We start from the raw sequence: 11,985 nt of genomic DNA on the forward strand, positions 1-11,985 counted from the left end.
CCCGGTCCGTCCCGGGCTTCCCCAAGCCTCCTCAGGCTTCTGCAAGCCCCCTGAACGCCTCAGGCGCGGATCGCCGCCAGCGCCGCCGACAGCTCCTCCGGATGCCGCGTCGACAGGTACACGTACGGCGTCGGGTCCGCCGGATCGGCCACCTCGACCCGCACCGCCGTCGGGATGTAGCTGCGCATCAGCATGAACGCGCGGGTGTCGGCCTTGTACGTACGCCAGGCCCGCGCCTCCGCCGCGTCCAGCACCTGCACCTCACCCAGCGCCCCCGCCGGGATCTTCGCGTCCCCCGCGATCAGCGACCCGGCGACGACCCGGATGCGCGCGGAGCCGTACGAGCTCACCAGGACCGCGGCCAGCGCCGCGCCGCCCACCAGCCCGCCCAGCATCGGCAGCGTCCCGAGCGGCAGCAGCATCAGGGCACAGGCGATGCCGACGGCGACGGCGATCACCCACCAGGAGCGGGGGGCGGTGAGACGTTCTTCGTACGACTGCATGGGTCCAGCTTGGCACGTGCGCGCGCGTGCTCCGCGCGCGCGGGTAGGGTCTCCACCTGTGAGTGCAGCCGAGCCACAGAAGAAACAGACGACGCAGCTGACGCCGCCCGCGGACGCCACCGCGCCGGTGCGGCACCCCGAAGCGCCCGCGCCCGGCGAACTGCTCGGCGCGCACTACGACCGATGTTTCGGGTGCGGCGGCGAGCAGCCGCACGGCCTGCACCTGGAGGCGCGGGCCGGCGAGGGCGTGCGCGTCAGCGCCGAGTTCACCGTCAAGGAGGCCCACCAGGGCGCCCCGGGCCTCGCGCACGGCGGCGTGCTGACCACGGCCCTGGACGAGACGCTCGGCTCGCTCAACTGGCTGCTGCACGCCATCGCCGTGACCGGGCGGCTGGAGACCGACTTCCTGCGCCCCGTGCCGGTCGGCACGGTCCTGCACCTCGACGCCGAGGTCACCGCGGTACACGGCCGGAAGATCTACTCCCGCGCCGAGGGCCGGATCGGCGGCCCGGACGGCCCGGTGGCGGTCCGCGCCCAGGCGGTCTTCATCGAGGTGAAGGTCGAGCACTTCATCGACAACGGCCGGCCCGAGGAGATCCGGGCCGCGATGGCCGATCCCGACCAGCTGCGCCGCGCCCGCGCTTTCGAGGTGAACCCGTGACCCATCAGGCAGACGTGGCCCATCAGGCACAGCCGGTACGGACCCCGGTGGACGTACAGATCCGGCGGATGGATCCGGAGGTTCCGCTGCCCGCATACGGGCACCCGGGCGACGCCGGGGCCGACCTCGTCACCACCGAGGCGGCCGAACTGGCCCCGGGGGAGCGCACGGTGCTGCCCACGGGGGTGGCCATCGCGCTGCCCGAGGGGTACGCCGCGTTCGTGCACCCCCGGTCGGGCCTCGCGGCCCGCTGCGGTGTGGCGCTCGTGAATGCCCCGGGGACGGTGGATGCCGGGTACCGTGGGGAGATCAAGGTGATCGTGGTCAATCTGGATCCGCGCGAGTCCGTGCGCTTCGAGAGGTTCGACCGGATCGCCCAACTGGTCGTCCAGCAGGTCGAGAAGGTGCGCTTCCACGAGGTGGCGGAGCTTCCCGGCTCGGCGCGGGCCGAGGGGGGATTCGGTTCCACCGGCGGTCACGCGGCGGTGGGCGGCGCGGGCGGGAATGGATACGCATCGGTCGGTGCCGACCGGGAAGGACAGTGACGTGTTCGGACGTCGCAAGAAGAACGAGGCTCCTGACGACGCGGTCGAGGCGGTCGATCCTGCCGAGGAGGCGACGTCGTCGGACCGGTCCGACGCGGACGACGAGGGCTACGGCGTGAGCCTCCCGCCGGCCCCGCGCCCCGACGGCCCCTGGGATCTCTCCGAGGTCGGCAATCCGGGCGAGGGCCGGGTGGACCTGGGCGGTCTCTTCGTACCGGGCGTCGAGGGCATGGAGCTGCGGGTGGAGGTCGCCGGTGACGCGATCGTCGCCGCGACCATCGTGCTGCAGGACAGCGCCGTGCAGCTGCAGGCGTTCGCCGCCCCCAAGAACGAGGGCATCTGGGCCGAGGTCCGCGAGGAGATCGCCGCCGGCATCACCCAGCAGGGCGGCGTCATCGACACGGTCGACGGCCCGCTGGGCTGGGAGCTGCGCGCCCAGGTGCCGGTGCAGCTGCCGGACGGGACGAACGGCGTACAGGTCGTACGGTTCGTGGGCGTGGACGGCCCGCGCTGGTTCCTGCGCGGTGTGATCTCCGGCCAGGGCGCGGTGCAGCCGCAGGCCGCCGGGCTGCTGGAGCAGATCTTCCGGGACACGGTCGTGGTGCGCGGCGAGGGCCCGATGGCGCCCCGCGACCCGATCGTCCTCAAGCTCCCCGACGACGCGCAGATGGTGCCCGAGGGCGTCCAGCAGGACGACGCCTCGCAGTCCCGCTTCGGCGGCGGCGTGGAGCGCCTGGAGCGCGGCCCGGAGATCACCGAGATCCGCTGAGCCGGCCTGCCGCCCCGTGGCGGCGGTGCGTACGGGCCGTGTCCCTCCCGGAGGGGTACGGCCCGTCGGCATTCCCGTCAGGGTCCCGTCAAAACCGGGCCTCCGGCTCCCCCTATGCGGCCTTCGTCCCGTTCCTGCTCGGTAGGGTCGGCAGTGGAAACGGCCCCGTCGTGGGCGGCTCGCAGGTAAGACAATGAGGCCATGGGACGCGGCAAGCTTCGCATCTATCTCGGCGCGGCGCCGGGTGTCGGCAAGACGTACTCGATGCTCTCCGAGGCGCACCGGCGCCTGGAGCGCGGCACGGACGTCGTCGTCGCCTTCGTGGAGCACCACGACCGGCCGCGTACGGAAGTACTGCTGCACGGCCTGGAGGAGCTGGGGCGCCGGGAGCTGAGCCACCGGGGCACGGCGTTCACCGAGATGGACGTGGACGCGGTACTGGCCCGCCGGCCCGCCGTCGCGCTGGTCGACGAGCTGGCGCACACCAACGTCCCCGGCTCCCGGAACGAAAAGCGCTGGCAGGACGTCGAGGAACTGCTCGAAGCAGGCATCGATGTCATCTCCACCGTCAACATCCAGCACCTGGAGTCACTCGGTGACGTGGTGGAGTCGATAACGGGCGTCCGGCAGCGCGAGACCGTCCCCGACGAGGTGGTCCGGCGCGCCGACCAGATCGAGCTGGTCGACATGTCGCCCCAGGCGCTGCGCCGCCGCATGGCGCACGGCAACGTCTACGCCTCCGACAAGGTCGACGCCGCGCTGTCGAACTACTTCCGCCCCGGCAACCTCACCGCGCTCCGCGAGCTGGCACTGCTGTGGGTGGCCGACCGGGTCGACGAGTACCTCCAGCAGTACCGCGCCGAGCACTCCATCCGCTCCACCTGGCAGGCCCGCGAGCGCATCGTCGTCGGCCTCACCGGCGGCCCCGAGGGCCAGACGCTGCTGCGCCGTGCGGCGCGGATGGCCGCCAAGGGCTCCGGCAGCGAGGTACTGGCCGTCTACATCGCGCGCAGCGACGGGCTCACCGGCGCCTCGCCCAAGGAGCTGGCCGTCCAGCGCACCCTGGTCGAGGACCTGGGCGGCAGCTTCCACCACGTCATCGGCGACGACGTGCCGAGCGCCCTGCTGGAGTTCGCGCGCGGCGTCAACGCCACCCAGATCGTGCTGGGCTCCAGCCGCCGCAAGGCGTGGCAGTACGTCTTCGGGCCCGGGGTGGGGGCGACCGTCGCGCGCGACTCGGGGCCCGACCTGGACGTCCACATCGTCACCCACGACGAGGTCGCCAAGGGGCGCGGCCTGCCGGTCGCGCGCGGCGCCCGGCTCAGCGGCTCCCGAGTGCTGGCCGGCTGGCTCACCGGCGTACTGGGCCCGGTCCTGCTCACGCTGCTGCTGTACAACCTCGAGAACGGCCCGGGGCTCGCCAACGATGTGCTGCTCTTCCTGTTCCTGACCGTGGCGGCCGCGCTGCTCGGCGGGCTGCTGGCCGCGCTCGCCTCCGCCGCCGTCGGCTCGGTCCTGCTGAACTTCTACTTCACGCCGCCCACCCACAGCATCACCATCGCCGACCCCCAGAACATCGTCGCCATCGCGATCTTCTTCGCGGTCGGGGTGGCCGTGGCCTCGGTGGTGGACCTCGCGGCCCGCCGTACGCACCAGGCCGCCCGGCTGCGTGCCGAGGCGGAGATCCTGTCCTTCCTGGCCGGCAGCGTGCTGCGCGGCGAGACCACGCTGAACGCGCTGCTGGAACGCGTGCGCGAGACCTTCGCCATGGACGCGGTCTCCCTCCTCGAACGGGAGAGCGACGTCGAGCCTTGGACCTGCGCGGGCAGCGTCGGCGAGGCCGCGGCCCCGCGCCGCCCCGAGGACGCGGACGTGGACATGCCCGTCAGCGACCACATGGCCCTCGCGCTCACCGGCCGCAAGCTGCCCGCCGAGGACCGCCGCGTGCTCGGCGCCTTCGCCGCCCAGGCCGCCGTCGTACTGGACCGCCAGCGGCTGGTCGGCGAGGCGGCGCGGGCCCGCGAGCTGGCCGAGGGCAACCGCATCCGTACCGCGCTGCTCGCCGCCGTCAGCCACGACCTGCGCACCCCCCTCGCCGGCATCAAGGCCGCCGTCACCTCGCTCCGCTCCGACGACGTGGCCTGGTCCGAGGAGGACGAGGCCGAGCTGCTCGCCGGCATCGAGGACGGCGCCGACCGGCTGGACCACCTGGTCGGCAACCTCCTCGACATGTCCCGGCTGCAGACCGGCACGGTCACCCCGCTGATCCGCGACACCGACCTGGACGAGGTCGTCCCGATGGCGCTCGGCGGCGTCCCCGAGGGCAGCGTCTGCCTGGACATACCCGAAGCGCTGCCCTTCGTGGCCGTCGATCCCGGGCTGCTGGAGCGCTGCGTCGCCAACCTCGTCGAGAACGCCGTGAAGTACAGCCCGGACGGCGCGCCCGTCACGGTCGCCGCCAGCGCGCTGGGCGAGCGCGTGGAGGTACGCGTCGTGGACCGCGGCCCCGGCGTCCCGGACGCCGCCAAGGACCGCATCTTCGAGCCGTTCCAGCGCTACGGCGACGCCCCGCGCGGCGCCGGCGTCGGCCTCGGCCTCGCCGTCTCGCGCGGCTTCGCCGAGGCCATGGGCGGCACGCTCGCCGCCGAGGACACCCCGGGAGGCGGGCTGACCATGGTCCTGACGCTGCGCGCCGCGGCCGGCCACCCGCCGGTCAGCCCCGGCCTCCCCGCCCGGGCGACGACATGACCGCGCCCGCTCCCCGTACACCGACTGCGGCGGCCCACCGGCCGTCCGCGGGAAAGGCAGGCCCGATGAACCGGGTGCTCGTGGTCGACGACGAGCCGCAGATCGTCCGCGCCCTCGTGATCAACCTCAAGGCGCGCAAGTACGAGGTGGACGCCGCGCCCGACGGCGCCACCGCGCTCCGGCTCGCCGCCGCCCGCCACCCCGACGTGGTCGTCCTGGACCTCGGCCTGCCCGACATGGACGGGGTGGACGTGATCCGGGGCCTGCGCGGCTGGACGCGGGTGCCGATCCTGGTGCTCTCCGCCCGGCAGACCTCCGACGAGAAGGTCGAGGCGCTGGACGCGGGCGCCGACGACTACGTCACCAAGCCGTTCGGCATGGACGAGCTGCTGGCCCGGCTGCGCGCCGCCGTGCGCCGCGCCGAGCCCACCGGGCCCGCCGACGCCGCCGTCCTGGTCGAGACCGACGGCTTCACCGTCGACCTGGCCGCCAAGAAGGTCAACCGCGGTGGCCGCGACGTCCGCCTCACCCCCACCGAGTGGCATCTCCTGGAGGTACTGGTCCGCAACACGGGCCGCCTGGTCAGCCAGAAACAGCTGCTCCAGGAGGTCTGGGGGCCCTCGTACGGCACGGAATCCAACTATCTGCGGGTCTACATGGCCCAGCTGCGCCGCAAGCTGGAGGCCGATCCGGCCCACCCCCGGCACTTCGTCACCGAGCCGGGCATGGGCTACCGCTTCGAACAGTGATGCGTACGCGGTGCCGGACGCGGTGATCCGTACGCGGTGTCGGCCGTCCGCAGCGGTCCGTGTTCGCGGGTCCCGGCCCGTGATCCGGGCGCGAGACGGCCGGTACGCTGGCTGTATGAGTGCTGGGACCCGTTCCGAGAAGCCGGCCGGACGTTTCCGCCGGCTGCTCGACAGGCTGTCCTCCTCCGAGGAGGAGCTGCAGTCCGCCGAGCTGCAGCAGGATGCGCAGAACGCGGGCTGTACGCGGATCTGCGACTGCGACGACCGTCAGATCGTGAAGGTCACGGGTACGCTGCGGCACGTCACGCTGCGTCCCCGGGCCGGGGTGCCGGCGCTGGAGGCCGAGCTGTTCGACGGCTCGGCGGCGCTGGACGTGGTCTGGCTCGGCCGACGCGCCATCACCGGTATCGAGCCGGGCCGTAAGCTCATCGCCTCCGGCCGGATCTCCATGAGCCACGGACGCCGGGTGCTGTTCAATCCGAAGTACGAACTCCGACCGCTCGGACAGGAGTAGCCGGTGACGTCGTTCGAGAAGACGACCACGAGCAACGAGGAAGAGCCCGCTGCCGGGCACGGAGCGGAAGAGCCCGCCGCCGGGCACGGAAAGGCGGGCAAGGCGGCCGCGGAGAAGGCCATCCTGGAGGCGTTCGGCGGCTTCTGGGGCATGGTGGACACGACGGTCCCCGGGCTGGTCTTCGTGCTGATCTACACGATCAAGCGGGACATCCACACCGCCGCGATCATCGCGCTGGGCCTGACCGTCCTGCTGGCGCTGGCCCGGCTCGCCCGCAGGGAAACCCTCAAGCACGCCTTCAGCGGCGTCTTCGGCGTGGCCATCGGCGCGGTCTTCGCGATGATGTCCGGCGACGCGAAGAACTTCTACCTGCCGGGCATGCTCTACACGCTGGGCCTCGCGGTCGTCTACGTGCTCTCGGCGCTCTTCAAGTACCCGCTCATCGGCGTACTGCTCGGCCCGATGCTGCGCGAGAACCTCTCCTGGCGGACGCGCAACCCCGGCCGCTTCAAGGCGTACACCAAGTCCACCTACGCCTGGGGCTTCATCCTGCTCGCCAAGTCCGCGATCCTCTTCCCGCTGTACTGGTGGGGCGACGCCACCCAGCTCGGCTGGGTCAAGGTCGCGCTCGGCATCCCGCCGTTCCTGCTCTGTGTCTACCTGACGTGGATCTTCCTGGCGAAGGCCCCGGCCCCGATCGACGTGATCGCGGAGATGGAGGCCAAGGAGAAAGCCGAGGCCGAGGCGCGGAGCGCGTAGGTTCGCGTACGACGAGGGGCCCGGAACCGCATCGGTTCCGGGCCCCTCGTACGTCCGTGCCGCCTACTCCGTGGGCTTGCGCACCGACAGCAGGTCCTCCAGCTGCTCCTCCCGCGCCTGCGCCGCGACGAACAGCAGCTCGTCACCGGCCTCCAGCGCGTCCTCCTTGTTGGGCGTGAGCACCCGGGTCCCGCGGATGATCGTCACCAGCGAGGTGTCCTCGGGCCACTCCACGTCGCCCACCTGGGTACCGGCCAGCGCCGCCTCCGGGGGCAGCGTCAGCTCGACGAGGTTGGCGTCGCCGTGGCTGAAGCGCAGCAGCCGTACGAGATCGCCGACGCTCACCGCCTCCTCGACCAGCGCGGACATCAGCCGCGGCGTGGAGACCGCCACGTCGACGCCCCACGCCTCGTTGAAGAGCCACTCGTTCTTCGGGTTGTTGACGCGGGCCACCACGCGCGGCACGCCGTACTCGGTCTTGGCCAGCAGCGAGACGACGAGGTTGACCTTGTCGTCGCCGGTCGCCGCGATGACGACGTTGCAGCGCTGCAGCGCGGCCTCGTCCAGCGAGGTGATCTCGCAGGCGTCGGCCAGCAGCCACTCCGCCTGCGGCACCCGCTCCACCGAGATCGCCGTGGGCGCCTTGTCGATGAGCAGGACCTCATGGCCGTTCTCCAGGAGCTCGCCCGCGATGGAGCGGCCGACGGCTCCTGCTCCGGCGATCGCGACCCTCATGCGCCTGCCTCCTCGGGCCCTTCGGCGAACGCCGCCTCGACCTTTTCCACGTCGTCGGTGCGCATCATCACGTGCACCAGATCGCCTTCCTGCAGGACGGTCTGCGAGGTCGGCAGTATCGCCTCACCCAGCCGGGTGAGGAAGGCCACCCGTACGCCGGTCTCCTCCTGGAGCCGGCTGACCTTGTGGCCGACCCAGGACGCGTCGGTGTGCACCTCGGCGAGCTGCACGCCGCCGCTGGGGTCCCGCCACAGCGGCTCGGCGCCCGAGGGGAGCAGCCGGCGCAGCATCTGGTCCGCGGTCCAGCGGACGGTGGCCACGGTCGGGATGCCCAGGCGCTGGTAGACCTCGGCACGGCGCGGGTCGTAGATGCGGGCCGCGACGTTCTCCACGCCGAACATCTCGCGGGCCACCCGGGCGGCGATGATGTTGGAGTTGTCACCGCTGGAGACGGCCGCGAACGCGCCGGCCTCCTCGATCCCCGCCTCGCGCAGGGTGTCCTGGTCGAAGCCGACGCCGGTCACCCGGCGGCCCCCGAAGGCGGAGCCCAGCCGCCGGAAGGCGGTGGGGTCCTGGTCGACCACGGCGATCGTGTGGCCCTGGTTCTCCAGGGTCTGTGCGAGCGCGGATCCGACCCGCCCGCAGCCCATGATGACGATGTGCATCGTCCGCTTACCCCGCACTCCTCGTAGGCCCGCTGGCCTGCCTCAACACCCTGCTCACAACTTTCTTTCCGGCGTACCGGCCGCCCGGGGCGCGCTGGCCCCGGCATCGCCCGGTCACGAGCTTATGCGGCAACGGGGGAGTTGCCCCCGCTGATGTGCGACACCACCGTAACCGGCCGACGGGAGGGAGGGAGTGCTGCCCTTCAGGCGCTGCTCTTCTCGCGCCGCCCTTCTCGCGCTGCCTTCAGGCGCCGGTCCGTCCGGCGGCGGGCGAGCCGGCCGGTCCGAGGCGCGTCCCCACCGGGAAGACGAAGCGGGCGGCGGAGACGGAGAGCGTCAGGCGGGGTGTCGGGGCCGCGAGGTCAGGCAGGGGCGGTTGCCAGTCCAGGACGCCGAGCCGGCCCCGGCCGAGGCGCCCCGAGACCTGCCCGCACAGGAACGTCCGCTCGCTGCCGATCCGGCCGAACCCGCTGCTGGGGGCGCGGAGGACGGGGACGCGCGCCCTGCCGTGCGGGCCCAGGCGGAGGGCCGCGACCGGCCCGTTCTCGCCGTGGATCCGGACGGTCTCCGCGTCCCACAAGAAGCGGGCGAGCTCCTTCGGGATGCCCCACAGCCGCCGCCCGCCGCGCAGCGACGCCGCCGAGTCCACCCAGATGCGGTGGCAGAACAGCCCCACGCGGCGGCCCCGGCGGGCCAGGGAGCCGACCGCGAATTCGTCGTACCGCAGCGAGCCCTCCGTGAAGCGCGCGAGTACGACGAGGAGCGTGCGGCGGCCGCCGACGGGGCTGAGGTCGGCGGGCAGCTCCGGCGCCTCGCGCGCGGTGAGGACGGACATCCACAGCACGCCGCGCGCCTTCCAGGGAGGCGCGGGGTAGTCCGCGGCCGGCGGTCCGGTGGGGTCGGTCACTGCGGTACTCCTTCCAGTGGGGCCCGTCACCACTCTCCTCGCCGTGGGCCGCGCAGCGCGCGCCGGACCGCCGTGAGGCCCAGGGCGGTGAAGGCCAGGGTCTGCGCGGGACAGTGGGTCAGCAGCGGTCGGGGGCCGTGCATCTCCGGGTGGCCCGGCCAGCTGCCGTCCGGCCGCTGCACCGCGGCCAGGTACGCGAGGGCCGCTCGCGCCCCGTCGGCGGGCCCGGACGCCCGGCAGAGCGCCGCCAGGGCCAGCCCGGTGGCCGACGGCAGGCTGTCGGTGTCCGGGCCGTGGGCCCACCCGCCGTCCGGCCGCCGGCTCGCGGCCAGGCGGGCCAGTTCGGCGCGGACCGCGCGGTGGCCGGCCGGCAGCGCGGGCGCGATCTCGCACACCGCGTAGGGGGCGCCGCGGTACCAGCTCGCGGCCCAGCCGTCGCCGGCGGACCCGGCGCGCGCGGCGTACGCGCCGAGCCAGCGGCGGGCCGCGCCGGTGGGGACGCGGTGCCGGCCGCGGTAGCGGTCCAGGGCGGTGACGGCGTGGGCGACCACGTCGGGGGCCGGCGGGTCGCCCGCCGTCTGCCAGGTGGACCACAGCCCTGTCCCGCTCTGCTGTTCGGCGAGGTGGCGGAGCGCGCGGCGCGCCGCGTCCGCCGCCTCCGGGAGGCCGGCGAGGGCGATGAGTACCGCCGCGGTGGTGTCGTTGTCGGACTCCAGCCCCTGCCGGCAGGGCCAGCCACCGTCGGGCCGCTGGGCCGCGCGGAGGAACTCCAGCGCGCGGGGGAGGCCCTGTACTTCGAAGTCGGGCTCGCCCCGGAACGCACGTACGGTCAGCTGGGTGTCCCACACATCGGTGGTCAGGAAGCGCCATGTCCCGTCCGGATGCTGTGCCGTGAGCAGGTAGCCACGGGCCCGGTACCGCGAGGTGCCCGTCGGGACGACCGCGTGCAGCGCAAGCAGCGCGAGGGACGTGCTCAGGATGTTCCCGTAGAACGAGCCGTCCGGCGCCTGGAGGTCCGCGAGGCGCCGGGCTGCCGCTTCCGCCTCCTGCGCGTCACCGAAGTACCGCTCGACGAGCGCGTGCTCGGCCAGCAGGTCCACCAGCGCCCACGACTTCAGCCGGGACCGGCACGCGCCGTCCACCGCCGTGCGCAGGCCGGCGCGGAGCGTCCGCAGGCCGGCCTCCGTGACCGGCTCGCGCCCGGCCGCGTCCGGCGCCACTCGCTCCGCGCACGCCCGCAGGACGGCCAGCAGCCGGAGCCGGGGCGCGAAGACCGGGCCGGTGAACGCCTCCGTGGCGAGGCCGTGCCCGTCGGCCGTGCCGCAGGCCAGGCCGGCCAGCAGGGTCTCCGCGTACTGGGCCAGCGGATGGTGCGTTTGAGGGCGCGCGGTGCGCAGCCACTGGCGCGCCCGGCGGACCGCGTGCCGGGCCGCCGGGGTGGCCTCCCGGCACAGGGCCAGGCACGCCAGGGCGGTCTCCGTGACGCGCGGGTCGGGCGGCGTCCGCCAGCCGCCGTCCTCGTGCTGGTGCCGCAGGCAGTGGTCGAGCGCGCGGGCGAGCATGTCGTCCGCCTGCCGGACGGGATCGTGGTGCAGCAGATCCCGGTACGCCGTGCCGGATTCCCCGCCGCGCCCGGACATGTCAGCGGGCGGGCGGGGGCAGCGGCCCCAGCAACTGGTTTCCCGGCGCGTCCGCGTCGTCGCTCAGAAAGAACTCGCGGAGTGCCTCCCGCCATTCTTCGTGCCTGATGCTGCCGTCGCCGTCCCGGTCGAGCCGGCGGAACGCTTCCTCGCAGTGTGCGGTGTCCACGCCGGCGCGGGTGTAAATACGCCGGTACTCGTCCAGGCTCAGCGTCCCGTTCTTGTCCGTGTCCAGCGCGCGCATCAAGGCGTCGGCGATGGCCAGTACCGCGTCGTCGAGATTTGCGCGCGAGGAGACGAGGGACCGCATACGACTGATGAATTCCTGCCGGTCGATCCGGGTGTCCGGGCCGGAGCCCCCGGAGGGCACCAGGAGCTTCCACCACTTCTCGAAGGCGGCACGGACCGCCGCGGCGTTCTCGTTGTCGCCCCGTGGGGGCAGGCCCGCTATTCCCTCGGCGAAACGGAAGAACCGCTCCCGCGTGAGATATCCCTGGCCTTCCCTGTCGAACATCTCGAAGAGCGCGTCGAATTTCTGGTCCTTGAGCGTGCCGGGCATGACTCTCCGCCCTTTCGTCTGCTGCCACCGATGTGCGGACACGGCCTGGGCATCGCCATGCAGCATCCGCGCCCGGCACCGGGATTTTCAAGCGGGCATTCGGACAGAGTGCTTTATCCGAGTCCGCAGGAATTCAGTGCGAGTACAGCAAGAAATCGTGTCAGCCGGCACGAGAACTGCGTACGGGGAATTCGGCAGTGGCTGCGGAGGCTCCCGGGGCCGCCGCCGGGC

The 11,985-nt window shown here is 73.1% G+C and carries 13 protein-coding genes; 7 read left to right on the forward strand and 6 right to left on the reverse strand.

Translation table 11 applies throughout. From position 1 onward, the window contains the following. Positions 1 to 59 precede the first annotated feature (59 nt). Complete coding sequence (locus IF04_RS0122650; RefSeq protein ID WP_030260873.1) at positions 60 to 503, reverse strand: DUF3093 domain-containing protein; 444 nt, start codon at positions 501 to 503, stop codon at positions 60 to 62. 58 nt (positions 504 to 561) lie between these two features. Between IF04_RS0122650 and IF04_RS0122655 the strand changes: the two genes are divergently transcribed. The 7 genes from IF04_RS0122655 (at position 562) to IF04_RS0122685 (ending at position 7,248) form a co-directional block, all read left to right on the forward strand. Further along, on the forward strand, positions 562 to 1,164 hold the full coding sequence (locus IF04_RS0122655; protein ID WP_051831464.1) for a PaaI family thioesterase: 603 nt from the start codon (positions 562 to 564) through the stop codon (positions 1,162 to 1,164). Next, positions 1,161 to 1,709 (forward strand): dUTP diphosphatase, encoded by a 549-nt coding sequence (gene dut, locus IF04_RS0122660; protein ID WP_281179684.1) that lies wholly within the window; start codon positions 1,161 to 1,163, stop codon positions 1,707 to 1,709. Before IF04_RS0122655 ends, dut begins: the two co-directional genes overlap by 4 nt. Before the next feature lies 1 nt (position 1,710). Continuing rightward, on the forward strand, positions 1,711 to 2,478 hold the full coding sequence (locus IF04_RS0122665) for a DUF3710 domain-containing protein (RefSeq protein ID WP_030260882.1): 768 nt from the start codon (positions 1,711 to 1,713) through the stop codon (positions 2,476 to 2,478). Between the two features lie 201 nt (positions 2,479 to 2,679). Then, positions 2,680 to 5,226: a sensor histidine kinase gene (locus tag IF04_RS0122670; protein ID WP_030260886.1), complete on the forward strand. Its 2,547-nt coding sequence runs from the start codon at positions 2,680 to 2,682 to the stop codon at positions 5,224 to 5,226. Positions 5,227 to 5,291: 65 nt separating this feature from the next. Beyond that, on the forward strand, positions 5,292 to 5,975 hold the full coding sequence (locus IF04_RS0122675; RefSeq protein ID WP_030260888.1) for a response regulator: 684 nt from the start codon (positions 5,292 to 5,294) through the stop codon (positions 5,973 to 5,975). A 115-nt stretch (positions 5,976 to 6,090) separates the two neighbouring features. Next, complete coding sequence (locus IF04_RS0122680) at positions 6,091 to 6,489, forward strand: OB-fold nucleic acid binding domain-containing protein (RefSeq protein WP_030260891.1); 399 nt, start codon at positions 6,091 to 6,093, stop codon at positions 6,487 to 6,489. Positions 6,490 to 6,492: 3 nt separating this feature from the next. Then, the gene (locus IF04_RS0122685; protein WP_030260894.1) at positions 6,493 to 7,248 is read left to right on the forward strand and encodes a DUF3159 domain-containing protein; all 756 of its coding nucleotides are present in this window, start codon (positions 6,493 to 6,495) and stop codon (positions 7,246 to 7,248) included. A 63-nt stretch (positions 7,249 to 7,311) separates the two neighbouring features. Here the strand turns inward: IF04_RS0122685 and IF04_RS0122690 are convergent, their stop codons facing one another. The 5 genes from IF04_RS0122690 to IF04_RS0122710 form a co-directional block, all read right to left on the reverse strand. After that, on the reverse strand, positions 7,312 to 7,983 hold the full coding sequence (locus IF04_RS0122690) for a potassium channel family protein (protein WP_030260896.1): 672 nt from the start codon (positions 7,981 to 7,983) through the stop codon (positions 7,312 to 7,314). Then, positions 7,980 to 8,648 carry a potassium channel family protein gene (locus IF04_RS0122695; protein WP_030260898.1) on the reverse strand — a complete coding sequence of 223 codons (669 nt, stop codon included), beginning with the start codon at positions 8,646 to 8,648 and terminating at the stop codon, positions 7,980 to 7,982. The genes IF04_RS0122690 and IF04_RS0122695 overlap by 4 nt, the downstream gene beginning before the upstream one ends. Before the next feature lie 244 nt (positions 8,649 to 8,892). Then, a complete protein-coding gene (locus IF04_RS36720; RefSeq protein ID WP_051831465.1) occupies positions 8,893 to 9,555 on the reverse strand; it encodes an acetoacetate decarboxylase family protein in 663 nt (220 codons plus the stop codon). Positions 9,556 to 9,581: 26 nt separating this feature from the next. Further along, the gene (locus tag IF04_RS0122705; protein WP_051831466.1) at positions 9,582 to 11,195 is read right to left on the reverse strand and encodes a prenyltransferase/squalene oxidase repeat-containing protein; all 1,614 of its coding nucleotides are present in this window, start codon (positions 11,193 to 11,195) and stop codon (positions 9,582 to 9,584) included. Position 11,196: 1 nt separating this feature from the next. After that, the gene (locus IF04_RS0122710; protein WP_030260907.1) at positions 11,197 to 11,754 is read right to left on the reverse strand and encodes an EF-hand domain-containing protein; all 558 of its coding nucleotides are present in this window, start codon (positions 11,752 to 11,754) and stop codon (positions 11,197 to 11,199) included. Positions 11,755 to 11,985: the final 231 nt, after the last annotated feature.

It is taken from the genome of Streptomyces violens (assembly GCF_000717745.1).
Lineage (GTDB): Bacteria > Actinomycetota > Actinomycetes > Streptomycetales > Streptomycetaceae > Streptomyces > Streptomyces violens.